The organism is Mycobacterium bulgaricum, from assembly GCF_041287165.2.
In the GTDB taxonomy this organism is placed as follows: domain Bacteria; phylum Actinomycetota; class Actinomycetes; order Mycobacteriales; family Mycobacteriaceae; genus Mycobacterium; species Mycobacterium bulgaricum.
Genome location: NZ_JBGGKV020000006.1, coordinates 182,117 through 206,931, shown reverse-complemented (window position 1 = coordinate 206,931; position 24,815 = coordinate 182,117). Strand labels below are relative to the sequence as shown.

The 24,815-nt window shown below is 66.8% G+C and carries 24 protein-coding genes; 11 read left to right on the top strand and 13 right to left on the bottom strand.

Annotated features, from left to right (window positions below; translation table 11 throughout):
• Window positions 1-9 precede the first annotated feature (9 nt).
• From ACAG24_RS18080 to ACAG24_RS18040, 9 genes are all read right to left on the bottom strand, one after another.
• Window positions 10-1,530 carry a glycoside hydrolase family 16 protein gene (locus tag ACAG24_RS18080; RefSeq protein ID WP_370474055.1) on the bottom strand — a complete coding sequence of 507 codons (1,521 nt, stop codon included), beginning with the start codon at window positions 1,528-1,530 and terminating at the stop codon, window positions 10-12.
• A 459-nt stretch (window positions 1,531-1,989) separates the two neighbouring features.
• Window positions 1,990-2,526, bottom strand: a complete 537-nt coding sequence (locus ACAG24_RS18075) for a hypothetical protein (protein ID WP_370474054.1) — start codon at window positions 2,524-2,526, stop codon at window positions 1,990-1,992.
• Window positions 2,527-2,665: 139 nt separating this feature from the next.
• A complete protein-coding gene (locus ACAG24_RS18070) occupies window positions 2,666-3,013 on the bottom strand; it encodes a metal-sulfur cluster assembly factor (RefSeq protein ID WP_370474053.1) in 348 nt (115 codons plus the stop codon).
• Complete coding sequence (sufU, locus tag ACAG24_RS18065; protein ID WP_370474052.1) at window positions 3,010-3,474, bottom strand: Fe-S cluster assembly sulfur transfer protein SufU; 465 nt, start codon at window positions 3,472-3,474, stop codon at window positions 3,010-3,012. Before sufU ends, ACAG24_RS18070 begins: the two co-directional genes overlap by 4 nt.
• Before the next feature lie 3 nt (window positions 3,475-3,477).
• Window positions 3,478-4,743, bottom strand: coding sequence for a cysteine desulfurase (locus ACAG24_RS18060; RefSeq protein WP_370474051.1), 1,266 nt, complete (start codon window positions 4,741-4,743; stop codon window positions 3,478-3,480).
• A gap of 1 nt (window position 4,744) precedes the next feature.
• On the bottom strand, window positions 4,745-5,515 hold the full coding sequence (gene sufC / locus ACAG24_RS18055) for a Fe-S cluster assembly ATPase SufC (RefSeq protein ID WP_370474050.1): 771 nt from the start codon (window positions 5,513-5,515) through the stop codon (window positions 4,745-4,747).
• 2 nt (window positions 5,516-5,517) lie between these two features.
• The gene (gene sufD / locus ACAG24_RS18050) at window positions 5,518-6,696 is read right to left on the bottom strand and encodes a Fe-S cluster assembly protein SufD (protein WP_370474049.1); all 1,179 of its coding nucleotides are present in this window, start codon (window positions 6,694-6,696) and stop codon (window positions 5,518-5,520) included.
• 2 nt (window positions 6,697-6,698) lie between these two features.
• Window positions 6,699-8,138, bottom strand: coding sequence for a Fe-S cluster assembly protein SufB (gene sufB / locus ACAG24_RS18045; protein WP_370474048.1), 1,440 nt, complete (start codon window positions 8,136-8,138; stop codon window positions 6,699-6,701).
• 68 nt (window positions 8,139-8,206) lie between these two features.
• Complete coding sequence (locus ACAG24_RS18040) at window positions 8,207-8,935, bottom strand: helix-turn-helix transcriptional regulator (RefSeq protein ID WP_370474047.1); 729 nt, start codon at window positions 8,933-8,935, stop codon at window positions 8,207-8,209.
• A 101-nt stretch (window positions 8,936-9,036) separates the two neighbouring features.
• Between ACAG24_RS18040 and mptB the strand changes: the two genes are divergently transcribed.
• From mptB to ACAG24_RS18025, 3 genes are read left to right on the top strand one after another with little or no spacing between them, the layout of a single operon-like run.
• Window positions 9,037-10,701 carry a polyprenol phosphomannose-dependent alpha 1,6 mannosyltransferase MptB gene (mptB, locus tag ACAG24_RS18035; protein WP_370474046.1) on the top strand — a complete coding sequence of 555 codons (1,665 nt, stop codon included), beginning with the start codon at window positions 9,037-9,039 and terminating at the stop codon, window positions 10,699-10,701.
• Window positions 10,698-11,636, top strand: coding sequence for an ABC transporter ATP-binding protein (locus tag ACAG24_RS18030; protein ID WP_370474045.1), 939 nt, complete (start codon window positions 10,698-10,700; stop codon window positions 11,634-11,636). Before mptB ends, ACAG24_RS18030 begins: the two co-directional genes overlap by 4 nt.
• On the top strand, window positions 11,633-12,403 hold the full coding sequence (locus tag ACAG24_RS18025) for an ABC transporter permease (RefSeq protein WP_370474044.1): 771 nt from the start codon (window positions 11,633-11,635) through the stop codon (window positions 12,401-12,403). The genes ACAG24_RS18030 and ACAG24_RS18025 overlap by 4 nt, the downstream gene beginning before the upstream one ends.
• On the opposite strand, the gene ACAG24_RS18020 is transcribed toward ACAG24_RS18025, so the two are convergent.
• Entirely contained in the window at window positions 12,299-13,015 is a 717-nt protein-coding gene (locus ACAG24_RS18020; protein WP_370474043.1) for a hypothetical protein, read from the bottom strand. The genes ACAG24_RS18025 and ACAG24_RS18020 overlap by 105 nt on opposite strands.
• Before the next feature lie 99 nt (window positions 13,016-13,114).
• On the opposite strand from ACAG24_RS18020, the gene ACAG24_RS18015 reads away from it, so the two are divergent.
• Window positions 13,115-13,705, top strand: a complete 591-nt coding sequence (locus ACAG24_RS18015; protein ID WP_370474042.1) for a TetR/AcrR family transcriptional regulator — start codon at window positions 13,115-13,117, stop codon at window positions 13,703-13,705.
• A 24-nt stretch (window positions 13,706-13,729) separates the two neighbouring features.
• On the top strand, window positions 13,730-14,686 hold the full coding sequence (locus ACAG24_RS18010; protein ID WP_445206212.1) for a COX15/CtaA family protein: 957 nt from the start codon (window positions 13,730-13,732) through the stop codon (window positions 14,684-14,686).
• On the opposite strand, the gene ACAG24_RS18005 is transcribed toward ACAG24_RS18010, so the two are convergent.
• On the bottom strand, window positions 14,636-15,574 hold the full coding sequence (locus ACAG24_RS18005) for an ATP-grasp domain-containing protein (RefSeq protein ID WP_370474041.1): 939 nt from the start codon (window positions 15,572-15,574) through the stop codon (window positions 14,636-14,638). The two genes, ACAG24_RS18010 and ACAG24_RS18005, sit on opposite strands and share 51 nt — an antisense overlap.
• 21 nt (window positions 15,575-15,595) lie before the next feature.
• On the opposite strand from ACAG24_RS18005, the gene ACAG24_RS18000 reads away from it, so the two are divergent.
• Window positions 15,596-16,570: a quinone oxidoreductase family protein gene (locus ACAG24_RS18000; RefSeq protein ID WP_370474040.1), complete on the top strand. Its 975-nt coding sequence runs from the start codon at window positions 15,596-15,598 to the stop codon at window positions 16,568-16,570.
• A gap of 22 nt (window positions 16,571-16,592) precedes the next feature.
• Here ACAG24_RS18000 and ACAG24_RS17995 read toward each other — a convergent pair whose 3' ends face one another.
• A complete protein-coding gene (locus ACAG24_RS17995; RefSeq protein WP_445206211.1) occupies window positions 16,593-17,534 on the bottom strand; it encodes a heme o synthase in 942 nt (313 codons plus the stop codon).
• A gap of 199 nt (window positions 17,535-17,733) precedes the next feature.
• On the opposite strand from ACAG24_RS17995, the gene tkt reads away from it, so the two are divergent.
• Genes tkt through pgl form a run of 5 tightly spaced genes read left to right on the top strand, consistent with a single transcriptional unit; the run spans window position 17,734 to window position 24,179 of the window.
• Window positions 17,734-19,824 (top strand): transketolase, encoded by a 2,091-nt coding sequence (gene tkt / locus ACAG24_RS17990; RefSeq protein WP_370474039.1) that lies wholly within the window; start codon window positions 17,734-17,736, stop codon window positions 19,822-19,824.
• Between the two features lie 25 nt (window positions 19,825-19,849).
• Window positions 19,850-20,965 carry a transaldolase gene (gene tal / locus ACAG24_RS17985; protein WP_445206210.1) on the top strand — a complete coding sequence of 372 codons (1,116 nt, stop codon included), beginning with the start codon at window positions 19,850-19,852 and terminating at the stop codon, window positions 20,963-20,965.
• Window positions 20,966-20,978: 13 nt separating this feature from the next.
• The gene (zwf, locus tag ACAG24_RS17980) at window positions 20,979-22,505 is read left to right on the top strand and encodes a glucose-6-phosphate dehydrogenase (RefSeq protein ID WP_370474038.1); all 1,527 of its coding nucleotides are present in this window, start codon (window positions 20,979-20,981) and stop codon (window positions 22,503-22,505) included.
• Between the two features lie 31 nt (window positions 22,506-22,536).
• Window positions 22,537-23,448 carry a glucose-6-phosphate dehydrogenase assembly protein OpcA gene (gene opcA, locus ACAG24_RS17975; RefSeq protein ID WP_370474037.1) on the top strand — a complete coding sequence of 304 codons (912 nt, stop codon included), beginning with the start codon at window positions 22,537-22,539 and terminating at the stop codon, window positions 23,446-23,448.
• Window positions 23,445-24,179, top strand: a complete 735-nt coding sequence (pgl, locus tag ACAG24_RS17970; protein ID WP_370474036.1) for a 6-phosphogluconolactonase — start codon at window positions 23,445-23,447, stop codon at window positions 24,177-24,179. The genes opcA and pgl overlap by 4 nt, the downstream gene beginning before the upstream one ends.
• On the opposite strand, the gene ACAG24_RS17965 is transcribed toward pgl, so the two are convergent.
• Entirely contained in the window at window positions 24,180-24,794 is a 615-nt protein-coding gene (locus tag ACAG24_RS17965; RefSeq protein ID WP_370474035.1) for a DUF3887 domain-containing protein, read from the bottom strand.
• Between the last annotated feature and the right edge of the window lie 21 nt (window positions 24,795-24,815).

Genomic DNA, 24,815 nt, shown 5'->3' with positions numbered 1-24,815 from the left:
CCTGTGTCCCTACCCCAAAGAGTAGGCCTTCACCCAGTCGACCTTCATCTGCGCCTCGAAGGGCTGCGTCGGATCCGGGTCACCGTTCCACGGGTTGCCGACGGCGACGTTGAGGATCAGGTAGTGCTCCCACGCTCCTGAGAACGGTGTCCAGTTGCCGCCCAGCGCCTCGTACTGGGCCTTGGTGATCCGGCCCACCTCGATGCCGTCGACGTGCCACACGATCTTGTCGGCGTGCCAGTCGATGCCGTAGTCGTGGAAGCCCTGTGACAGGTCGACCCCGATGTCCTTGAAGACGTTGTGCAGTTTGACGTCGACGGTGTTGTTCGCGGCAGAGGGACCGTGGATGTTCCCCGTCCAGGTCGATGCCGAGGACGGCGTACCCACCGTGGGGATCTCGACGATGTCGATCTCGCCCTGGCGGGGCCAGTCGTATTCGTGGCCGGGCTCGAGCCCGACCGACCAGAACGCCGGCAGCACCCCTTTGTCGACCGGCATCTGGATACGAGCCACCACACGGGTGCCGACACCGAACGACTGCTTGCCCATCGTCACGACGCGAGCCGAGGTGTAGTTGTAGGGGGCGCCGAGGCCGTCGGGCGCCGCCTCCCGGCGCGCTTCGATGACGAGATTGCCGTCGGCGTCGATGTAGACGTTGTCCCCGTCGGTGTAGTACTGGTTCTCCCCCGCCGACTGGCCCCAGCGTCCGGTGTGGAAACCCCAGTAGCGCATCGCCTCTTCGAGGCTGGAGAAATTGGTCTCCCACAACAACTTCGGATCCGATGGGCCTGTCGGATCCTCCGGCTGGGGGATCACGACGTTGCGGTAGATCTCCGCGCGCCGCGCGAGCCACCGGGTGGCGGTGGAGTTGGACACCTTGATGTCCAGCCAGTCGGTACCCATCTTGCTGCTTCGGATGCCCCAGGAGTACAGCATGTCGACGATCATCGACCCGAGCGTCACCTTGGTGGATGTGGCCGCGGCGACCAGCACCGGATCCGCCACGGCGGTGGTGGCAGTGGTCACGGTGGAGCGCAATTCCACTGCGGCGGTGGCGGGTTCCGCGGCCGGTTCGTGGGCAGTCCCGGACGCGGGTGCGCTCTCCTTCGTCGTGGTGCGTTCGATCGCGGGTTCGGAGTCTTCGTCGTCCCGAATGACCACGTCGTCGGTCGATTCCTCGGCGGCATCGTCAGCCGGAACGTCGGCATCGTCCTGACCATCCGCCTGGTCCGTCTCGTCGGGGGCGGCGTCGGCATCCTCGGCGGCGACGTCTGAGGTGTCGTCGGTGCCCTTTTCGGTCTCGGCCACCGCCCGCGAGCGCTTGGTCGTCCGCTCGCGTGTCGACTGCGACGTCTCCGTGTCGGCACTTGCCGAGGTGGCAGTTCCCGGAGAACTCGGATCATCGGTGCTTGCCGATGCCGTCGCCGTTCCGGTCATGACCGCGGCACCGAGCCCTGCCGCCATCACACCGCCCGCCAACCAGTGTTTGCCGCCCGCGACGCGAGGCTTGGTGCGCCGACCTCTTTTCATTGCACATCCAATTCCTATTTAGGTAACAAAATTCGAAATCGACAATGAATTTGCCATTGATTAACCCGATTTAATGAGCGAATCGATCCGTCTAGCGGTGCGTGACGCGACATAAGCCCAGCACCGAGCTACAAGCCAGTAAACATACCCTCTGCCAGCTCCCCTCTGCGGCCAACGTGGTGTGCACAGCAAACGTTATCGAAGCCTCGACGTCTGCGCGCGATTTCACATTAAATGGTCGACAGAATGTGAATGCCATTGTAGAGTGGCAACGTAGAAGTGCGTAATTACAATTCGGTAAATGTATTTATGGCGCAGGCTCTTTGATTTGCTAAGGTAGCCGCGGCGGGAGCCTGCCCACCGAATATCGCTGGAACACAACGTCATTCACCGCCGGCGGCCGATCGAGCGCAGCGAAGCAAAAATTGCCGACAGGGTGGGAGCAAAACACGCAGCAGGTCAGGGCCGCGGCCGCGCTGCTCTGTCCGCGTTGTCGAGAAGCGTTTTCTGCCTCTTCGGCCACCACAGAATTTCGATCATCAGTGCGAAAAGATAGACCGCGGAGACGATCGCGTTGCCCCACGTGCCGAGGACGACGTCCCACACGGCTGTCCCGATCGCGACGATGAGGACCACGATGACGACCCATCGCAAGGGACGGGCGTCCTCGGCTGCGGCGTGCAGTCCGCGGACGTAGGTGACGAGCGCAGGGGCAAGCCGCGCCTCGGCGAGCTGCCCTCCGGTGCGCGCCGCGGACACGACCGACACTCGCTCGTCGGCGGCGAGGTCGACCCACTGCGGCCAGTATTTCGTCATTCGCCTGGCCATCCAGGTGCCGTAGAAGGCGCCGACGACCACGAACACGATCACGCCGGTCAACCAGAAACCGGAATCGAGCCAGGCGAGCACGCCCAGGCACAGTCCGACCGATCCGCCGAGAGTCAACGCACGGCGAACTACGCCGCCGCGCCATACGAAGGCAGGGATGGTGACCACGGCTCGATTGTCGCCCGCGGGGCTCAGATGGCTTGCTGGGCGGGCGGGATGGGGTCCAAGAGCCACCACCATCCCGTTGTCGGCGACCGCACGGGGACGGTCGAACCTTCCGCCGAGGACCCGAACAGCTCGGGGTCCGCTAGACCGTGAAGCCGAGCGCCCTCAGCTGCTCGCGACCGTCATCGGTGATCTTGTCGGGACCCCACGGGGGATTCCACACCCAGTTGATCTTGATCTCATTGACCAGGCCCGCTCCCACGAGCGCAGTGCGGGACTGATCCTCGATGACGTCGGTCAACGGACACGCGGCGGACGTCAGCGTCATGTCGATCAACGCCACCTGCCCGTCATCGCTGCTCTCCAGGTTGATGCCGTAGACCAGACCCAGATCGACGACGTTGATCCCCAACTCGGGATCGACGACGTCGCGCATCGCCTCCTCGACGTCGGCGAGCAATTCTTCATTCGGGACTGCCGTGTCACTCATCGGTTCTCCTCGGAATTCTCGGGCCCGTGGGCCTCCGCCAATGCTGCCTTGAAGGCTGTCCATCCCAGCAGCGCACACTTCACCCGGGCCGGATACTTTGCGACGCCCGCGAACGCAATGCCGTCGCCCAGGACATCCTCGTCACCGTCGACCTTCCCGCGGGACGACACCATCTCGGAGAACGCCGCCACCGTCTTGAGCGCATCCCCCACCGTCTGCCCGATGACCTGATCGGTGAGCACCGACGTCGACGCCTGGCTGATTGAGCAGCCCTGACCGTCATAGGAGATGTCGGTGACGGTGTCACCGTCGTCGGACAGCGCCACCCGCAGCGTCACCTCGTCACCGCACGTCGGATTGACGTGATGCACCTCCGCGGCGAACGGTTCCCGCAGACCGCGGTGGTGCGGGTGCTTGTAGTGATCCAGGATCACTTCCTGGTAGATCTGCTCGAGCCGCACGAGTCAGTCCCGCCCGAAGAACTCGACGGCGCGGCGCACACCGGAGACCAGCCTGTCCACCTCGTCGAGGGTGTTGTACACCGCGAACGATGCCCGCGCGGTGGCGGCGATACCGAAGCGGCGGTGCAGTGGCCACGCGCAGTGGTGGCCCACCCGGACGGCGACGCCGTCGTCGTCGAGAACTTGGCCGACGTCGTGCGCATGCACGCCGTCCACCACGAACGACACCGGCGAACCGCGGTGCTCCATCGACATCGGCCCGATGATCCGGACCCCGTCGATACCCACCAGACCGTCCAGTGCGGCCGCCACCAACTCGTTCTCGTGCTGTTGCACGGCAGGCATGCCGATCGAGTCCAGATACCTTGCTGCAGCAGCCAATCCGACCACCTGCGACGTCATCGGGGTGCCCGCCTCGAAACGCTGCGGCGCAGGTGCGAACGTCGTCGCTTCCATGGTGACGGTCTCGATCATCGACCCGCCGGTGAGGAACGGCGGCATCGCGTTCAGCAGCCCGCGCCGCCCATAGAGCACACCGATCCCGGTGGGGCCGAGCATCTTGTGCCCTGAGAAGGCGGCGAAGTCGACATCGAGAGCATGGAAGTCGACCGGCTGATGCGGAACCGACTGGCACGCGTCCAGAACCACCAGCGCACCCACGGCTCTGGCCCGCGACACCAGTTCGGCGACAGGCGCGACAGCGCCCGTTACATTCGAATGATGGCTGAAGGCAACGACTTTGACGTTGTCGTCGAGCTGCAGCGAATCGAGGTCGATGCGACCGGCTTCAGGCCCTTCAGAAGTAACGCCGTACCACTTCAGCTTTGCCCCGGTGCGCTGCGCGAGTTCCTGCCACGGCACGAGGTTCGCGTGGTGCTCCAGCTCGGTGGTCACGATGACGTCGCCGGGCCCGACGGCGTGCTCGAAACGCTTGTCCCCCAGCGTGTACGCGACGAGGTTGATCGCCTCGGTGGCATTCTTGGTGAACACCAGCTCGTCGGAGTCGGCGCCCACGAACGACGCGATGTCCTCGCGCCCCTGCTCGTAGGCGTCGGTGGCCTCCTCCATGAGCTGATGCGCGCCGCGGTGCACCGCGCCGTTGGAGTTCAGCAGGAACTCCCGCTCGGCGTCGAGCACGGCAAGCGGTTTCTGTGACGTCGCCCCGGAGTCCAGATACGCCAGTTGGTTCCCGCCGCGCATCACCCGGCTCAGGATCGGGAAGTCGGCCCTGACCCTGGCCAGCCCTGTGAGGTCCCGAACGGCCGTCATGTCAGGCTCCTGCGGAGGCAGCCTGCGTGAAGCGCTCGTAGCCGTTCTCTTCGAGCTCGTCGGCCAGCTCGGGGCCGCCGGATTCGATGATCCGGCCGCCGACGAACACGTGCACGAACTGCGGCTTGATGTAGCGCAGGATCCGCGTGTAGTGGGTGATCAGCAGAACGCCACCGTCTTCGGCGCCCTTGTACCGGTTCACGCCTTCGCTGACGACGCGCAGCGCGTCGACGTCCAGACCGGAGTCCGTCTCGTCGAGGATGGCGATCTTCGGCTTCAGCAGACCGAGCTGCAGGATCTCGTGGCGCTTCTTCTCGCCGCCCGAAAAGCCTTCGTTGACACTGCGTTCGCCGAACGACGGGTCGATGTCGAGGTCGGTCATCGCACCCTTGACCTCTTTGACCCAGTGCCGCAGCTTCGGCGCTTCACCGCGAACAGCAGTTGCCGCGGTGCGCAGGAAGTTCGACATCGACACGCCAGGCACCTCGACCGGGTACTGCATCGCGAGGAAGAGGCCGGCGCGGGCACGCTCGTCGATGCTCATCTCCAGCACGTCCTCACCGTCGAGGGTGATCGAGCCGGAGGTGACGGTGTACTTGGGGTGGCCGGCGATCGCATAGGACAGCGTCGACTTGCCGGAGCCGTTGGGGCCCATCACCGCGTGGGTCTCCCCCGACTTCACAGTCAGGTTGACGCCCTTGAGGATCGGCACCTCGTCCCCTTCAGGCGTGAAGACGGAGGCGTGCAGGTCCTTGATTTCGAGTGTGGTCATGGCTAGTTACTTCTCGCTTCGGTGATTGCTAGTTCTCGTTCGATGGCTTCGGTGAGGCGTTCGCGCACAGCGGGAACGGCGATCTTCGCGATGATCTCGTTGAAGAAGCCGCGCACCACCAGGCGTCGGGCCACATCCTCGGGGATGCCGCGCGCACGCAGGTAGAAAAGTTGTTCATCGTCGAAACGCCCTGTGGCGCTGGCATGCCCGGCGCCGGCGATCTCGCCCGTCTCGATCTCGAGGTTGGGCACCGAGTCGGCGCGAGCGCCGTCGGTCAGCACCAGATTGCGGTTCACCTCGAAGGTTTCGGTACCGGTCGCCTCGGCCCGGATCAGCACGTCGCCGATCCACACGGTGTGCGCATCGGGTTTCTTGGATTCCGGATCGCCTTGCAGCGCACCCTTGTACAGCACATCGGACTTGCAGTTGGGCTGGGAGTGGTCGACCAGCAGTCGCGCCTCGAAGTGCTGTCCGTCGTCGGCGAAGTATGTGCCGAGCATCTGGGCGTCGCCGCCGGGCCCGTCATAGCGCACCGCGGCCGTCGTGCGGACGACATCGCCGCCGAGGGTGACGTTGACGTGCCCGAGGACGGCGTCCTTGCCCAGCCGGGCATGGTGGGAGCTGACGTGCACCGTGTCATCGGCCCAGTCGGCGATCCAGATGACGCCCACGCCGGCCGAGTCGCCGACGATGATCTCGACGTTGTCGGCGTAGATGCCGCTGCCGCGCAGGTCCACGACGATGATCGCCCGCGAGAGTTCCTCGACCCGGATCTGCAGGTGCCCGTAAGCGACCGCACCCTCGCCGGGACCGTCGATGGTGATCTCGACGGGTTCGGCGATCTCGGTGTCACGTGCGACGGTGACGATGGTCGCCGACTCGAACGACGAGAATGCCTGCGCCGCAACGCGGTCGGACGGCACGCCGGCCTGCCCGAGCCGCTCGTCGCCGCGCTGCACCGTCTCGACGGTGACGCCGGGAGCTTCGCTGACGGTGATCCCCGCCGTGCCTGTAGCGGGTGCCGATCCGTCGTGCAGCCCACGCAGCCGCTTCAACGGGGTGAAGCGCCAGAGCTCGTCGCGGCCGCCGGGAACCTCGAAGGCGTTCACGTCGAAGGACGAAAACAGCTCGCCCTTGTTCTTGATGATCCCTTCGGCTGCCTCAGTAAGGTTCGATGTCACTGTTATCCGACCGCGCCTTCCATCTGCAGCTCGATCAGCCGGTTGAGCTCCAGCGCGTACTCCATCGGGAGTTCCTTGGCGATCGGCTCGACGAAGCCGCGCACCACCATCGCCATGGCCTCGTCCTCGGTCAGGCCGCGGCTCATCAGATAGAACATCTGGTCCTCGCTGACCTTGGACACCGTCGCCTCGTGGCCCATCGTCACGTCGTCCTCGCGGATGTCGACGTACGGGTAGGTGTCGGAGCGGCTGACCGTGTCGACCAGCAGCGCATCGCATTTCACGCTCGACTTCGAGCCGTGCGCACCCTTGTTGACCTGAACCAGGCCGCGGTAGGACGCACGGCCACCGCCGCGGGCCACCGACTTCGAGACGATGTTGCTCGACGTGTTGGGCGCCAGGTGCAGCATCTTGGCGCCGGTGTCCTGGTGCTGACCCTCACCGGCGAATGCGACCGAGAGCACCTCGCCCTTGGCGTGCTCACCGGTCATCCACACGGCCGGGTATTTCATGGTGACCTTCGAGCCGATGTTGCCGTCGACCCACTCCATGGTGGCGCCTGCCTCGGCGCGGGCACGCTTGGTGACGAGGTTGAACACGTTGTTCGACCAGTTCTGGATGGTCGTGTAGCGGCAACGGCCGCCCGGCTTGACGATGATCTCGACGACGGCGCTGTGCAGCGAGTCGCTCTTGTAGATCGGCGCGGTGCAGCCCTCGACGTAGTGCACGTAGGCGTCTTCGTCGACGATGATCAGAGTCCGCTCGAACTGGCCCATGTTCTCGGTGTTGATCCGGAAGTAGGCCTGCAGCGGGATGTCGACGTGCACACCCTTCGGCACATAGATGAACGAGCCTCCCGACCACACCGCGGTGTTCAGGGCGGAGAACTTGTTGTCGCCGGCCGGGATGACAGTGCCGAAGTACTGCTTGAACAGCTCGGGGTGCTCCTTGAGCGCGGTGTCGGTGTCGAGGAAGACGACGCCCTGAGCCTCGAGATCTTCCCGGATCGAGTGGTAGACGACCTCGGATTCGTACTGCGCCGCGACACCGGACACCAGTCGCTGCTTCTCCGCCTCGGGGATGCCCAGCTTGTCGTAGGTGTTCTTGATGTCGGCGGGCAGGTCGTCCCACGTGGCGGCCTGCTTCTCGCTGGAGCGCACGAAGTACTTGATGTTGTCGAAGTCGATGCCGTCGAGGTCGGAGCCCCAGTTCGGCATCGGCTTCTTGTCGAAGGTGCGCAGCGCCTTGAGTCGAATGTCGAGCATCCACTCCGGCTCGCTCTTCTTCGCCGAGATGTCGCGGACCACGGCCTCGGACAGCCCCCGCTGCGCGCTGGCGCCTGCGACATCGGAATCGGCCCAGCCGTAGCCGTACTTACCCAGGGACGCGATGGTCTCTTCCTGGGTCAGCGCCTCTGGCTTGACCTCCGGTGTGAGTGTCATTGCGACACACTCCTTTTGCTTTGTTGTGGCCTCCGGCACGGGCTGTGCGCCGAAGGTTTCGCTCTTGGCTATCGTTCGGCCGGCACAAGCGGGACGTGGGTGGTACAGGCACAGTCTCCGTTGACGATGGTCGCCAGCCGCTGTACGTGAGTACCCAGAACCTCGGACATCGCCTGCTGCTCGGCCTCGCACAATTCGGGGAACTGCTCGGCGACGTGCGAGACCGGGCAGTGATGCTGGCAGATCTGGACCCCGCGCAACGGACCGCCCACCCGGGTGGTCGTCGTCGCATAGCCCGCGCCCGTCAGCGCGTCGGCGACCCGGTCGGCCGCTGCTTCGACCTCGTCCCCCGACGCTGCGCTGCTCACAGGCTCGACGTCGGCCAGGATCGCATCGATGCGTCTGCGTGCGAATGTACGGATGGCGTCGTCGCCCCCGATCTCCCGCAGTTGGCGCATCGCCGCCGAGGCCAGATCGTCGTAGGTGTGCTCCAGCTTGGCCCGGCCCGCGGCGGTGAGTTGATAACGCTTGGCGGGCCTGCCGCGGCCTTCCTGCTGCCACGCCGCGGCGGCGTTGGCCTGCGCCTCGCCGGTGTCGATCAGCGCGTCGAGATGCCTGCGCACACCGGCCGCCGACAGTCCGAGGCGCTCACCGATATGGCTTGCGGTGGTCGGGCCGGATTCCAGCAGGAGCCTGATGATCGCCTGCCTGGTGTCACCGTCGCCGGCATGGGACGGCACCGGTGTCGGCGCGCCCGAGCTCTGCGAACGGATTTTCACAACACCAGTGTGACGCAATTACAGAAGTGGGTCTAGCAAGGGGACCCTTAGCGTCGGGTCAGAAAAGTCACAGCTGTCACGGTCGGATCCTGGGAATAAGCGCCCGCTACGCTGCCCTCGTGGCAGCTCGCCAGCATTCCCTCAGCTCGACCATCGCCGGCCTGCACGGCGATGAGCGAACTGTCGGCAGCCCGCTGACCGCCGCCGAGCTGGTGTCGATGCGACGGACGCGCCTGTTCGGCGCGACCGGCACCGTGCTGATGGCGATCGGCGCTCTCGGCGCCGGAGCCCGTCCCGTCGTGCAGGACCCGACCTTCGGCGTCCGGCTGCTCAACCTGCCCTCCCGCATCGCGACCGTGTCGCTGACGATGACGACGACCGGCGCGGTGATGATGGCTTTGGCCTGGCTGATGCTGGGCCGGTTCGCCCTCGGCAAGCGCAAGATGACGCGTAGCCAGCTGGACCGCACGCTGCTGCTGTGGGCGATACCGCTGCTGTTGGCCCCGCCCATGTACAGCAAGGACGTCTACTCCTATCTGGCCCAGAGCGAGATCTCGCTGCAGGGCAACGACCCTTACAAGGTGGGTCCCGCACCCGGCCTCGGGCTGGATCACGTCTTCACCCTCTCGGTGCCCAGCATGTGGCGCGAGACCCCGGCGCCGTACGGGCCGCTGTTCCTGTGGATCGGGCGTGGCATCTCACAGATCACGGGCGAGAACATCGTCGAGGCCGTGCTCTTCCACCGCCTCGTCGTGCTGCTCGGTGTCGGCATGATCGTGTGGGCCACCCCGCGCCTGGCGCGCCGCTGCGGCGTCGCCGAGGTCAGCGCACTGTGGCTCGGCGCGGCCAATCCGCTGCTGTTCATGCACCTGGTGGCCGGCATTCACAACGAGGCACTGATGCTGGGCCTGATGCTCGCGGGCACCGAATTCGCGTTGCGCGGGGTCGACGCCGCGACCCGGTTGATCCCGCGACCGCTGGCGTGGCCGCGTGACCGCGAGCAGTGGCTGGGCTGGTATCCGGTGGCGATGTTGTTGGCGGGAACCGTGTTGATCGCGCTGTCGTCTCAGGTCAAACTCCCCTCGCTGCTGGCACTCGGATTCGTGGCGATGGCGCTGGCCTGCCGCTGGGGCGGCACGGTCAAAGCGTTCTTCCTGGCCGGCGGGTCTCTGGGCGCGGTGGCGCTGGCGGTCATGGCGCTGATCGGCTGGGCCAGCGGACTGGGCTTCGGCTGGTTGTTCACCCTGGGCACCGCCAACGTCGTCCGCAGCTGGATGTCTCCCCCGACGCTGCTGGCACTGGGCACCGGTCAGGTCGGCATCCTGCTCGGGCTGGGTGACCACACCACTGCGGTGCTCGCACTGACCCGCGCTATCGGCGTCAGCCTCATCGCGGTGATCGTGCTGTGGCTGCTCTTCGCGGTGCTGCGCGGCCGGCTGCACCCGGTCGGCGGACTCGGCGTCGCGCTGGGCGCCACCCTGTTGCTGTTCCCGGTGGTCCAGCCCTGGTATGTGCTGTGGGCGATCATCCCGCTCGCGGCATGGGCCACCCGCCCCCGGTTCCGGGCGGCGGCCATCGCGGTCACGCTCGTCGTCGGGATCTTCGGGCCCACCGCCAACGGGGACAGATTCGCGCTGTTCCAGATAGCGCTCGCGACGGCCGCGAGCTTCCTGATCCTGGTGATGCTGGTCGTGGTGACGTATCGCTGGCTGCCGTGGCGGCCGGTGCCGGAGGAACCGGCACCGCCCAGGGCCAAGGCCGACGCCTACGCTGAGTCTTCGTGACCTCCGTTCCTCCTGGCTCTCCTCCCGTCTTGTTGCGCGGGGTGAGCAAGCGCTACGGGTCGACGACCGCCGTCTCGGAGCTCGATCTCGACGTGCAGGCCGCGGAGGTTTTCGCGCTGCTGGGCCCCAACGGCGCGGGCAAGACGACGACGGTCGAAATGTGCGAAGGCTTCCTGAAGCCGGACGCCGGGTCGATCAGGATCCTGGGCCTCGATCCGGTCGCCGACAACGCCGAGGTGCGGGCCCGCGTCGGCGTCATGCTGCAGGGCGGTGGCGCGTATCCGGCGGCGCGGGCGGGCGAGATGCTCGACCTGGTCGCCTCCTACGCCGCCAACCCGCTGGATCCCCAGTGGTTGCTGGACACCTTGGGCCTCACCGAGTCGGCGCGGACCACCTATCGCCGCCTCTCCGGCGGGCAGCAACAGCGCCTCGCGCTGGCCTGCGCGGTGGTGGGGCGCCCAGAGTTGGTCTTCCTCGACGAGCCGACCGCCGGGATGGACGCCCACGCACGCATCGTGGTGTGGGAGTTAATCGATGCGCTGCGCCGCGACGGGGTCACGGTGGTGCTGACCACCCATCAGCTCGCCGAGGCCGAGGAACTCGCCGACCGCATTCTGATCATCGACCACGGCTCCGCCGTCGCGACCGGCAGTCCGGCCGAGCTGATGCGCAGCGGCGCCGAGAACCAGCTGAGGTTCCGCGCGCCGCGCATGCTCGACCTCTCGCTGCTGATCTCGGCATTGCCCGAGGACTACCGCGCTTCCGAGACCGCACCCGGCGAATATCTCGTCGAGGGACACATCGACCCTCAGGTGCTGGCCACCGTCACCGCCTGGTGCGCGCGCCTCGACGTGCTCGCCACCGACATGCGCGTCGAACAGCGCAGCCTCGAAGACGTGTTCCTCGACTTAACCGGACGGGACCTTCGCTCGTGAATCGTTTCGCACCAGGCACTTTCACGCCGGATCCGCGCCCCGCCGCGGTATCGAAGATGGTGGCCGCGCAGTTCGGTCTCGAGCTTCGACTACTGCTGCGCAACGGCGAGCAGCTGCTGTTGACGATGTTCATCCCGATCACGCTGCTGATCGGTCTGACGCTGCTGCCCCTCGGATCCTTCGGCCCCGACCGCGCCGCCACCTTCGTCCCCGCCATCATGGCGCTCGCGGTCATCTCGACGGCGTTCACGGGTCAGGCCATCGCGGTCGCATTCGACCGCCGGTATGGCGCCCTCAAGCGGCTGGGGGCCACCGCGCTGCCGGTCTGGGGCATCGTCGCCGGGAAATCGCTGGCGGTGGTGGCTGTCGTGTTCCTGCAGTCGATTCTGTTCGGCGCCATCGGTTTTGCGCTCGGCTGGCGTCCACCCCTCGCGGGCCTCGCGCTCGGTGCGGTGATCATCGCGCTGGGCACCGCGGTGTTCGCCGCACTCGGCCTCCTTCTCGGCGGCACGCTGCGCGCCGAGATCGTGTTGGCCGTCGCCAACCTGCTGTGGTTCGTCTTCGCAGGTCTGGGCGCGCTGACGCTGGAGGGCGGCATGGTGCCCACAGCCGTGCAGTGGGTGGCTCGCCTGACGCCGTCGGGCGCGCTCACCGAAGCGCTGTCACGCGCGATGGAGCTGTCCGTGGACTGGTTCGGCCTCGCCACGCTGGCCGTCTGGGGCGCTGTCGCCGCACTCGGCGCCCTGAGGTGGTTCAGGTTCACCTGACGAGCTGAGCGACGGCAGCAGGTATTCCAGCTGGCCCACCTCTTCGATGTTGTGCTTGACCCACGCGAGGGCCTTCTCGCCCGAGAATTTGCGGTGCAGCACGCGGTTGAGCGGCGCCAGCAGGGGCGACCGGACGCCGAGATCCATCACGGTCACGTAGTGCGCGCCGTCGGCACCGGCGGACCAGGTGTGCTCCAGCTGGAAGATCGGAACCCCGGCGATGCGGAGCACCAACCTGATGCCGGTCTCGTCGAGCTTCTCCACGCGGGCCACCTCGTCGACCGTGAACTCGGGGCGTGCGCCGAAAGCCTCGACCATGTGGAACCGGGCTCCTTCACCGGCACCGCCCGTCGGTGCGGGCCGGGCCAGCTCCCAACGGATGTGGTCGATCGGATGCCAGGCGTGATAGCGGTCGACGACCGCGCCGCCGTACTCCATCGTGCCGCCCAGATGCGTGAACCAGTCGAGCAGCATCGCCGGGGTCACCCCGGCGAGCGGTCGGTGGTCGATGGTGATCCGTCGACGTCCCCGCGCACAGTCCGTGAAGTGGACGGTGGCGGTGTCCACCGCGCGGAGCGGATACAGCACCGGTAGCGACGGAGTAGCGTTCATGAGGTCCTCCAAGATACGTTTGCGTTTCTTATATTGGAGACGGTAAGACGAGCGCATAAGATACGCAAGCGTTTCTACAAACGGAGACCGGGATCACACATGACTAGACGACGCGGCGCGGAACTCGACTCCGCCATCCGGACGGCGGTGCTGGAACTGCTCGCCGCGCACGGGCCCGACGCGGTCACGATGGAGGCCGTCGCAGCAGGCGCTCACACCAGCAAGCCCGTCCTCTACCGGCGCTGGCCCGACCGCCGGGCGCTGCTGCGCGACACGCTCATGGGCGTCGCCACCACCTCGTTGCCCAGCGAGGACACCGGAAGCTTCCGCGGGGACATCGTCGCGGTGCTGCACGCGTGGAAAAGGCTGTTCACCGGCGACAGCGGGCCGCTGATGAGGTCGGTGCTGATGGCGGTCGCCGCCGACCCGGAGCTGGAGCAGACATTCCGCACCGAGGTGATCGGGATGCGCAAGCAGGAGATGGATGCGATCTTTGACCGCGGCATCGAGCGGGGTGAGGTCCGCGCCGACGCTCCTGTCGGGCTGCTCCGCGAGCTCGGCCAAAGCGTGCTGTGGCACCGCCTTCTGATCACCGGTGACCCGATCGACGACGACCTCGTGACCCGGCTGGTCGACGAGGTGATGTTGCCACTGGCGCATCCCTCGAACGCCCCCTACTACGAGCGGTAGTTAACGAGCCTCTACGATCGGAGCGTGCCCGTCGGTCGACTTTTCTTGCGGCTCGTCGATGTGCTTCCCGAACCGAGCCTGCGCGTGCAGCGGATCGTCGCCGCGGCGGTCATCCTGACCCAGGGCGGGATCGCCGTGACCGGGGCCATCGTGCGGGTCACCGCGTCCGGACTCGGATGCCCGACCTGGCCGCAGTGTTTTCCCGGCAGCTTCACGCCGGTGCCTCATGCCGAGGTCCCCGGCATTCATCAGGCGGTCGAGTTCGGCAACCGCCTGCTGACGTTCCTGGTCGTGCTGACCGCGGCCGCGGCGGTCGTCGCCGTCACTCGGGCCCGGCGTCGTCGCGAGGTGCTCGTCTACGCCTGGCTGATGCCGGCGTCGACAGTGGTGCAAGCCGTCATCGGCGGGATCACGGTGCTGACCGGTCTGCTCTGGTGGACGGTCGCGATCCACCTGCTGGTGTCGATGGCGATGGTGTGGCTGGCCGTGCTGCTCTACGCCAAGATCGGCGAGCCCGACGCCGGGGTGTACACGACGCGCGTCCCGAAACCGCTGCGGCAGTTGACGGTTCTGTCGGCGGTGACGCTGTCGGCCGTGCTCGTGACCGGAACGATGGTGACCGGCGCGGGCCCGCACGCCGGGGACAAGAGCCTCGACCGACCGGTGCCCCGCCTGCAGATCGAGATCACCACGCTGGTGCACATGCATTCGTCGCTGCTGGTGGCGTATCTAGCGTTGCTGGTGGCCCTGGGATTCGCGTTGCTGGCGGTGCACGCGCCACAGCCGGTGAGGACCCGGCTGGCGGTCGTCGTGGTCCTCGTGGCCGCGCAGGGCTCGCTCGGCGCGATCCAGTTCTTCACCGGCGTCCCCGAGGCACTGGTGGCTCTCCACGTGGCGGGGGCAGCTGCGTGCACCGCGGCCACCGCGGCGCTATGGGCGTCGATGCGAGAGCGGACCGAGACCGCGGCGCGCCAGAGCTGATTCGACGCCGAGAGCGAATCGGCGTTGCGCGGCCCGCCTGTCGCCGGCGCAGAGCTGCCGCCATCCCAACGAGGGTTCGATGAGCTCGAGTTCGAGCAGCACAGCAGCGTCCGCCGCGCCCAGCACGTCGACGCGCGCGTACAGCAGGTCGGTGACGTCGATGCCCAAATGCGCCGCTGCCGCGGCAAGGGCCCGGTGCCCGAGGTCCCACAGTTCGAAATCCGGGTCGGCGGGCTGCAGGCTCTCCTCGGCGTAGGTGCCGGATTCGTCGAACACCGGCGACTGCCCCGGCGGCGGCAACATCGGTCCCTTGGTGAAGGCGTGGGACTGCTGACCGCCCAGAAAAACCAGTGCGGTCTCTCCGTCACCCACGCGCGGGTCGTAGGGCTGCACCACCGCGGTGCGTCCGGCCGCCTGTAGCGACTCTGCGTGGGTGTGTGCGGAGTCGGCGTCGGAGAATCGCAGCGCTCCCACCGAACCGGCGCCGACGGATGGTTTGACGACGACTTCACCGTCTGGGATGCGGACCCGTTCCCCCGGCGCGAAGAACGCACTCGGCACGATGGGGACACCCGCCGCACCCAGGTCTGCCATGTACGTCTTGTCGGCATTCCATGCCACTACATCAGGCGCGTTGAGCAGGTTCTTCACCTGCCGGGTCCAGGCCAGGAAGTCGTCGAGTCGATCGATGTAATCCCACGTGGCACGCAAGATCACCAGGTCTGCGTCCAGGGTCGCCTGGTCGTCCCACGGCAGCCACCGCGCGTGCAGACCGCGGCCGCGCAGCGCCTCGACAAGTCCGGCGTCGTCGCCGTCGCCGCCGGGCAGCGCCGGGCAGCCTGCCAGCACGATGCGTGGATGGTAGACGTCGGGGCGTGCGAGTTTCATGACGAGAGGATGATAGTTCGCATGCACGCCATTGAAGTCGCCGAGACCGGCGGACCCGAAGTCCTGTCCTTTGTCGAGAAGCCCCGACCCGAGCCGGGGCCGGGCCAGGTGCTCATCAGGGCCGAGGCGATCGGCGTGAACTTCATCGACACCTACTTCCGCTCCGGGCTCTACCCGCGTGAGACGCCGTTCGTCGTCGGCTCGGAGGTGTGCGGGGTCATCGAGGCGGTCGGGGACGACGTCGCGGCGCTCAATGTCGGCGATCGGGTGGTCACCGACAAAGCCCTCGGCGCCTACGCCGAATACTCGTTGGCGCCTGCAGATTTCGTGGCGTACGTGCCGGACGGCGTGGCGGCGGAGGTGGCGGCATCGGCCCTGCTGAAAGGCATGACGGCCCACTACCTCATCAAGTCGACCTACCCGGTGCAGCAGGGCGACGCCGTGCTGGTGCACGCCGGCGCAGGCGGCGTCGGTCTGATCCTGACGCAATGGATCACCAGCTTGGCCGCGTCGGTGATCACGACGGTGTCCACCCCGGACAAGGCCGAGTTGTCGCGGCAGGCGGGCGCCGTCGAGGTACTCGACTATCCCGAGGATCCGAAGGCGTTCGGCGACCGGATCCGGGAGCTGACCGACGGCGAGGGTGTCGCGGCTGTGTACGACGGAGTGGGCGCGTCGACGTTCGAGGCGAGTCTCGCCAGCCTTGCCGTCAGAGGTACGCTCGCGCTGTTCGGCGCCGCCAGCGGGCCGGTGCCGCCGGTGGACCCGCAGCGGCTCAACACGGCGGGCTCGGTGTTCCTCACCAGGCCCAACCTCGCGCATCACACCCGGACTCCCGACGAATTCTCCTGGCGCGCAGGCGAACTGCTCACCGCCATCGCCGACGGCACCCTGAACGTCACCGTCAGTCACCGGTACTCACTGCCCGAGGCCGAGCAGGCGCACCGCGATCTGCAGGGACGCAAGACCGTCGGTTCGGTGGTGCTGGTCCCCTAGTCCGGAACCGCCTGCTGAAAGGTCAGACGGGCAGCAGCGTCGGCAGGGCCAGCGCCGAGTCCACCGCGAGCGCGCAGAAGACCACGGCCAGGTAGTTGTTGGACTGCAGGAACAGCCGCAGGGGTTTCACCGGCTCGCCGCGGCGCACCCCGGCGTAGAGCTGATGAGCCATGACCAGGAACCAGGTGCCCGCCAGGATCGCGACCGAGGTGTAGAGCCAGCCTGTCGTCAACGCGAGCGCGAGCGTCGCGGCGACGGTCAGCCAGGTGTACACCAGGATCTGCTTGGTGACCTGCTGCTCGGTGGCCACCACGGGCAGCATCGGCACACCGGCGGCCTCGTAATCCTCCTTGTAGCGCATTGCCAGCGCCCAGGTGTGCGGTGGCGTCCAGAAGAAGATGATCAGGAACATCACCAGGGCGGGCCACTGGATCGTGCCGGTCACCGCAGACCAGCCGATCATCACCGGCATGCAGCCGGCCGCACCGCCCCATACGACGTTCTGCGAGGTCCGCCGCTTCAGCAGCAGTGTGTAGACAAGCACGTAGAAGGCGATGGTGGCGCCGGCAAGGTGCGCCGAGAGCATGTTCGTGGTCCACCACAGCCAGAAGAACGAGGCGACCGAGAGCGTCAGACCGAAGATCAGCGCGTGGCTGCGGGGCACGGTGGCGCGGGCCAGGGCCCGGCGCTCGGTGCGCTTCATCTTCTTGTCGATGTCCGCGTCGGCGACGCAGTTGAGCGTGTTGGCGCCCGCTGCGGCCAGCAAGCCGCCCACCAGCGTGTTGAGGATCAGCAGAGGGTCGACCGTTCCGCGGTCGGCCAGCAGCATCGCCGGGATGGTCGTGACGAGAAGGAGCTCGATGACGCGGGGCTTAGTCAGCCCGATGTAACCCATGAGGCGGGTGCGGAATCGGATCGGCCCCTCGGCGGCATCGTCGATGAGGTGGCCTTCGCGAATCCTCACGCAACCAACTCCTCAGCAACACGGCGATGACCCCGGCAGGCGTCTACTACAGAGGATGGTAGACCGCCGAGGGCGGTGTCTGAAAATGCAGGGTCCGTTCACCTGGAAAGGAGGGATGACCTCTGCGACGCCGCAGCGTTCACCACTAGGGTGGAAAAAGCGGATTGACACCGCCCGTCGAGCTTTAGGAGCGCGCTTCGTGACCACGATCGAAGAGATCAATTCCCTCACCCGCCCTAACCACCCGGACGACTGGACAGAACTCGATACGCGCGCGGTCGATACCGTCCGCGTCCTGGCCGCCGACGCCGTGCAGAAGGTCGGAAACGGTCACCCGGGTACCGCGATGAGCCTGGCCCCGCTGGCCTACACGCTGTTCCAGCGCCAGATGCGCCACGACCCCAACGACGTGCACTGGCTGGGGCGCGACCGCTTCGTGCTGTCCTGCGGCCACTCGAGCCTGACCCTCTACATCCAGCTCTACCTGGGTGGGTTCGGGCTGGAGCTCTCCGACATCGAGTCGCTGAGGACCTTCAAGTCGAAGACGCCTGGGCACCCCGAGTTCCGCCACACGGCCGGAGTGGAGATCACCACCGGTCCGCTCGGCCAGGGCCTGGCTTCCGCGGTCGGGATGGCGATGGCCGCCCGCTATGAGCGGGGGCTGTTCGACCCCGACGCCGCACCCGGCACCAGCCCGTTCGACCACCACATCTTCGTCATCGCCTCCGACGGCGACATCGAGGAAGGCGTCACCAGCGAGGCGTCCTCGCTGGCGGGGACTCAGCAGCTGGGCAACCTGATCGTGTTCTACGACAAGAACCAGATCTCCATCGAGCACGACACCGACATCGCCCTGTCGGAGGACGTGGCCGCCCGCTACCGCGCCTACGGCTGGCACGTCCAGGAGATCGAGGGCGGCGAGAACGTCACCGCAATAGAGCAGGCCATCGAGGAGGCCAAGAAGGTCACCGACAAGCCGTCGTTCATCGCGTTGCGCACCATCATCGGCTATCCCGCGCCGAACAAGATGAACACCGGCGGGGTGCACGGTTCGGCACTCGGTGACGACGAGGTGGCCGCGACGAAGAAGATCCTCGGGTTCGATCCCGACAAGACCTTCGAGGTGACCGACGAGGTCATCGCGCACACCCGCGGGCTGCAGGCGCGCGGCAAGGAAGCGCACGAGAAGTGGCAGCCGGAGTTCGACGCCTGGGCCGAGCGCGAACCCGAGCGCAAGAAGCTGCTCGACCGGTTGCTGGCCCAGGAGCTGCCCGAAGGCTGGGATTCCGACCTCACCTACTGGGAGCCGGGCTCCAAGGCCGTGGCCACCCGCGCGGCGTTCGGCCAGGTGCTCAACGACGTCGCGCCCAAGCTCCCGGAACTGTGGGGTGGTTCCGCGGACCTCGCGGGCTCCAACAACACCACGATCAAGGACGTGAAGTCCTTTGGACCGCCGTCGATTTCGACCGACGACTTCACCGCCGACTGGTACGGCCGGGTGCTGCACTTCGGCATCCGTGAGCACGCGATGGGCTCGATCCTGTCGGGCATCGTGCTGCACGGGCCCACCCGCGCCTTCGGCGGCACGTTCCTGCAGTTCTCCGACTACATGCGTCCCGCGGTCCGGCTGGCGTCCCTGATGGACATCGACACGATCTACATCTGGACCCACGACTCGATCGGGCTCGGTGAGGACGGACCGACCCACCAGCCGATCGAGCACCTCGCCGCGCTGCGGGCGATCCCGAACCTGTCGGTGGTCCGGCCGGGTGATCCGAACGAGACCGCATACGCGTGGAGAAGCATCATCGCGCGCGGAAACGGCAGCGGTCCGGTCGGTTTCATCCTGACCCGGCAGGGCATCCCGGTTCTGGAGGGCACCGACGCCGAGGGCGTGGGACGCGGCGGGTACGTGCTCGGTGGAGACGACGCCACAGCCGCCGACGTCATCCTCATCGGAACCGGATCGGAACTGCAGTTGGCGGTCGAAGCGAAGAAATTGCTGGCGGAGAAGGACATCACCGCCGCGGTGGTTTCCATGCCGTGCGTCGAGTGGTTCGAGTCCCAGCCGAAGGAGTACCGCGACAGCGTCCTTCCGCCCGGGGTGTCGGCCAGGGTCGCGGTGGAGGCGGCGGTCGCGCAGAGTTGGTACAAGCTCGTCGGAGACACCGGCGAGATCGTCTCGATCGAGCACTACGGCGAATCCGCCGACGACAAGACATTGTTCCGCGAGTTCGGCTTCACCCCCGAGGCAGTGGCAGCCGCGGCCGAACGTTCCATCGCGAACTGACAAACCCATACGAAGGGCAACCATCATGACCCAGAACGAGAATCTGGCCGCACTGTCCGAAGCCGGCGTATCCGTCTGGCTCGACGACCTGTCGAGGGAACGGCTGCAGACGGGCAACCTGCAGGAGCTGATCGACACCAAGAGCATCGTCGGGGTCACCACGAACCCGTCGATCTTCCAGGCCGCCCTGTCCAAGGGTGACGCCTACGACGACCAGATCAAGGAACTCGCCGAACGGGGTGCGGACGTCGACGCGACGATCCGCACCGTGACCACCGACGACGTCCGCAACGCCTGCGACGTGTTCGCCAAGATCTACGAGCAGTCGGGCGGTGTCGACGGCCGGGTGTCCATCGAGGTCGACCCGAGGCTCGCGCACGACACCGACAAGACGATCCTGCAGGCGATCGAGCTGTGGAAGATCGTCGACCGGCCCAACCTGCTGATCAAGATCCCCGCCACAGAGGCGGGCGTACCCGCCATCGCTTCCGTTCTGGCCGAGGGCATCTCGGTGAACGTGACGCTGATCTTCTCCGTCGAGCGCTACCGCCTGGTGATGGACGCCTACCTGCAGGGCCTGGAGAAGGCCAAGGAGGCGGGTCACGATCTGTCCCGAATCCATTCCGTCGCCTCGTTCTTCGTGTCCCGCGTCGACACCGAGATCGACAACCGGCTGGAAAAGATCGGAAATGATGAGGCGCTGGGACTGCGTGGCAAAGCGGGTGTCGCCAACGCCCGGCTCGCCTACGCCGCCTACGAGGAGATCTTCCTCGGCGGCGACCGGTTCGAAGCCCTGAAGCAGGACGGCGCCCGCGTGCAGCGGCCGCTGTGGGCATCGACCGGTGTGAAGAATCCCGACTACTCCGACACGCTCTACGTCACCGAGCTGGTGGCGCCGAACACGGTGAACACCATGCCGGAGAAGACCCTTGACGCCGTTGCCGACCACGGCGTGGTCACCGGCGACACGGTCACCGGCCGCTCCGACGAGGCGCAGCAGGTGTTCGACCAGCTCACCGCGATCGGCATCGACCTGACCGACGTCTTCCTGGTATTGGAGAACGAGGGCGTCGAGAAGTTCGAAAAGTCCTGGCACGAACTGCTGGAAGCCACTCAGGGTCAGCTCGACGAAAAGAAGTGAGGCGCACGTGCCGATGAGCGCTTGGCAAAACCCGCTGCGGGACAAGCGCGACAAGCGCATGCCTCGCATCGCGGGACCGTGCAGCGTGGTGATCTTCGGCGTGACCGGCGATCTGGCACGCAAGAAGCTGATGCCCGCGATCTACGACCTCGCCAACCGCGGCCTCCTCCCGCCGTCGTTCGCACTGGTCGGGTTCGCCAGGCGGGACTGGGCCGACGAGGATTTCGGGCAGGTCGTCTATGACGCCGTCAAGCAGCACGCCCGCACACCGTTCCGGCAGGAGGTGTGGGATCGCCTCGCCGAGGGCTTCCGGTTCGTCCAGGGCACCTTCGACGACGAGGCCGGGTTCGCCCGGTTGGCCGAGACGCTGGACAAACTCGACGCCGAACGCGGCACGGGCGGCAACCACGCGTTCTATCTGTCGATCCCACCGAAGGCGTTTCCCCAGGTGCTCGAACAGCTTTCGCGCACCGGGCTGGCCAAGAAGGCCGACGGCCACTGGAGCCGGGTGGTGATCGAGAAGCCCTTCGGCCACGATCTCAAGAGCGCCGAGGAGCTCAACTCCATCGTCAACGACGTCTTTCCCGAGTCATCGGTCTTCCGGATCGACCACTACCTCGGCAAGGAGACGGTGCAGAACATCCTGGCGCTGCGCTTTGCGAACGAGTTGTTCGAACCGGTGTGGAACTCGCACTACGTGGACAGCGTGCAGATCACCATGGCCGAGGACATCGGTCTCGGCGGGCGAGGCGGCTACTACGACGGCGTCGGAGCAGCCCGCGACGTCATCCAGAACCACCTGCTGCAGCTGCTCGCGCTGACCGCCATGGAAGAACCGGTCAGCTTCTCCCCCAACGAATTGCAGGCCGAGAAGATCAAGGTCCTGTCGGCCAGCCGTCTCGCCGAACCGCTCGACCAGACCACTGCGCGCGGCCAGTACACGGCGGGGTGGCAGGGCGGCGAGCGCGTCGTGGGGCTGCTCGAAGAGGAGGGCTTCTCGACGACGTCGACGACGGAGACGTACGCGGCGATCACCGTCGACGTGGACACACGTCGCTGGGCGGGCGTGCCGTTCTATCTGCGCACCGGAAAACGCCTGGGGCGCAGGGTGACCGAGATCGCGCTCATTTTCAAGCGGGCGCCGCACCTGCCGTTCGACGCGACCATGACCGAGGAACTCGGGCAGAACGCGCTGGTGATCCGAGTACAGCCCGACGAGGGCATCACCATGCGCTTCGGCTCCAAGGTGCCGGGGAACAAGATGGAAGTCCGCGACGTCAGCATGGACTTCTCGTACGGCTCGGCGTTCGCCGAGGAATCGCCGGAGGCCTACGAACGCCTGATCCTGGACGTGCTGCTGGGAGAGCCGTCGCTGTTCCCGGTCAACGAAGAGGTCGAGTTGGCCTGGAAGATCCTCGATCCCGCGCTCGAGTACTGGGCGTCCCATGGCAAACCCGACCCCTACGAGTCCGGGGGCTGGGGCCCGGATTCGGCGTTCGAGATGCTGCGCCGCACGGGCCGGGAATGGAGGCGGCCGTGACAAGCGCTCGCGCGAGGAACCGGAGACTCTGATGCTCATCGACATGCCGGACTCGGATACCGGGGCCATCAACAAGAGAATTCAGGCTCTGCGCGAAGAGGGTGGCGCCATCACCCTGGGTCGCGTGCTGACCCTGGTGATCGCACCGGACACGGAAGCCGTTCTCGAGGAGTCCATCGATGCGGCCAATGCGGCGAGCCGTGAGCACCCCTGCCGCGTCATCGTCGTCGCGCCGGGCGATCGGCGGGCGGACAAGGCCCGGCTCGATGCCCAGCTGCGCGTCGGCAGCGATGCCGGCGCCAACGAGGTTGTGGTACTGCGACTTTCGGGACCACTGGCCAACCATGCCAGCAGCGTGGTGATGCCGTTCCTGCTTCCCGACACCCCGGTGGTCACCTGGTGGCCCGACGTCGCTCCCCCTGTGCCCGCGCAGGATCCCCTGGGCCGGCTGGCACTTCGCCGGATCACCGACGCCACCAACGGTCCCGACCCCCTGGAGTCGATCAAGGGCCGGCTGCAGGGCTATACCCCGGGTGACACCGATCTGGCGTGGAGCCGGATCACCTACTGGAGGGCGCTGCTTGCCGCTGCGGTCGACGAATCGCCACACGAGCCGATCAATTCGGCCGTGGTCTCGGGCCTGGCCACCGAACCCGCACTCGACGTCCTTGCGGGCTGGTTGGCCAGCCGGATCGACGGGCCGGTCCAGCGCGCGGTCGGCGAACTCAAAGTCGAACTCGTTCGCGACAGCGAGACGATCGTCCTGAGCCGCCCGCAGGAGGGGGTGACCGCGAAGATCACCCGAACCGCGAAGCCGGAGGCACTGGTGCCGTTGGCGCGCAGGGAAACTCGTGAATGTCTGGCCGAGGACATGCGTCGCCTCGATGCCGACGAGATCTATTTCGAAGCACTGAAGGGAATCGAGAAGGTGCAGTACGTATGACGATGACAATCGAGAAGTACGCCGACACCGACGCCCTGGTCGCCGCGGCCGGCGACAGGCTGGTGGATGCCATCAATGCGGCGATCTCGGAGCGCAACGAGGCGACCATCGTGCTCACCGGCGGTGGCACCGGCATCGGCCTGCTGAAGCGCGTCGGTGAGCGCAGCGGCGAGATCGACTGGACGAAGGTTCACATCTACTGGGGCGACGAGCGATTCGTTCCTGCCGACGACGACGAACGCAACGACAAGCAGGCGCGTGAGGCGCTGCTGGATCACGTCGGCATCCCCGAGACCAACGTGCACGCCGTGGCGGCGACCGACGGTGAGTTCGGCGACGATCTGGACGCGGCAGCGGCGGGTTACGAGCAGGTCGTCATCGGCAATTTCGAGACCACCGGGCCCCAGTTCGATGTGCACCTGTTGGGCATGGGCCCTGAGGGACACGTCAACTCGCTGTTCCCGGACACAGCCGCCGTCAAGGAAACCGAGCGGTTCGTCGTCGGCGTCACGGATTCCCCCAAGCCACCGCCGAGGCGGATCACCCTGACGCTGCCCGCGATCGCGCGGTCCCGTGAGGTCTGGCTGGTGGTCTCGGGAGAAGGCAAGGCAGAGGCGGTGGCGGCCGCGGTCGGCGGGGCCGAACCTGTCGACATCCCAGCGGCCGGTGCGGCGGGCAGCGAGGCCACGGTGTGGCTTCTCGACGAGGCAGCCGCGTCGAAACTGCCGTAGCTAGCGGCGGGCAGCGTCGGGATCGAGAATGAACAACCCGGCGATCGTGCGGTCGTCACGAAAGGTGATGCGCGCGACGAAATCGCCGGCCTCGAAGCTCAGAGGCGTGTTGGTGGTGGTGAAGTCGCCCGCGCGCACGACCTCCGTGTCGCCATGGTTCTCGTAGGCCCCCGCCAGGCCCGCGATGTAGGCCCACGCCTCGGCAAGTCCCTCGTCGGTGAGTCGCTCACGCATCGTCGCGTCGAAGCGGGCACTGACATCGGACCAGCGCGCGTGCGCGAGGTCATCGATGACGGTCCTGGCCAGCTCGTCAGCGTCGCGAAGTGCGATGGTGTTCATTGCTTCTCCGGTCCGTGGGTCGATCGGCTTGCCGTACCGCTGAAAGACGGCCTGGCGCGTCACGCCGAGCACGTCACCGATCTCCTGCCAGGTGCGCCCCGCATCGCGCGCTTGCCGCACCGCCGCCTTCATCAGCAACTCGGCCCCGTCCTGAACCTCGCGGGCGGCCCGCACCAGGCCGAGCGGGTCGTGCTCACCGCGCAGAACCGGAGCGGCCAAGATCTGGCCGAGCTGCCGGTGCAGTTGCTGACCGGTCTCCGAGAACGAATCCGACATACGTCAACCATTCCTTAACGT

Excerpts from the sequence above, each read along its gene's own strand:
- sufB (WP_370474048.1), bottom strand. The coding sequence starts at position 8,138 with ATGACACTCACACCGGAGGTCAAGCCAGAGGCGCTGACCCAGGAAGAG.
- ACAG24_RS18080 (WP_370474055.1), bottom strand. The coding sequence starts at position 1,530 with ATGAAAAGAGGTCGGCGCACCAAGCCTCGCGTCGCGGGCGGCAAACAC.
- ACAG24_RS18060 (WP_370474051.1), bottom strand. The coding sequence starts at position 4,743 with ATGACGGCCGTTCGGGACCTCACAGGGCTGGCCAGGGTCAGGGCCGAC.
- zwf (WP_370474038.1), top strand. The coding sequence starts at position 20,979 with ATGAGCGCTTGGCAAAACCCGCTGCGGGACAAGCGCGACAAGCGCATG.
- ACAG24_RS18000 (WP_370474040.1), top strand. The coding sequence starts at position 15,596 with ATGCACGCCATTGAAGTCGCCGAGACCGGCGGACCCGAAGTCCTGTCC.
- sufC (WP_370474050.1), bottom strand. The coding sequence starts at position 5,515 with ATGACCACACTCGAAATCAAGGACCTGCACGCCTCCGTCTTCACGCCT.
- ACAG24_RS18005 (WP_370474041.1), bottom strand. The coding sequence starts at position 15,574 with ATGAAACTCGCACGCCCCGACGTCTACCATCCACGCATCGTGCTGGCA.
- opcA (WP_370474037.1), top strand. The coding sequence starts at position 22,537 with ATGCTCATCGACATGCCGGACTCGGATACCGGGGCCATCAACAAGAGA.
- ACAG24_RS18070 (WP_370474053.1), bottom strand. The coding sequence starts at position 3,013 with ATGAGTGACACGGCAGTCCCGAATGAAGAATTGCTCGCCGACGTCGAG.
- ACAG24_RS18020 (WP_370474043.1), bottom strand. The coding sequence starts at position 13,015 with ATGAACGCTACTCCGTCGCTACCGGTGCTGTATCCGCTCCGCGCGGTG.
- ACAG24_RS17965 (WP_370474035.1), bottom strand. The coding sequence starts at position 24,794 with ATGTCGGATTCGTTCTCGGAGACCGGTCAGCAACTGCACCGGCAGCTC.
- ACAG24_RS18015 (WP_370474042.1), top strand. The coding sequence starts at position 13,115 with ATGACTAGACGACGCGGCGCGGAACTCGACTCCGCCATCCGGACGGCG.
- tal (WP_445206210.1), top strand. The coding sequence starts at position 19,850 with ATGACCCAGAACGAGAATCTGGCCGCACTGTCCGAAGCCGGCGTATCC.
- pgl (WP_370474036.1), top strand. The coding sequence starts at position 23,445 with ATGACGATGACAATCGAGAAGTACGCCGACACCGACGCCCTGGTCGCC.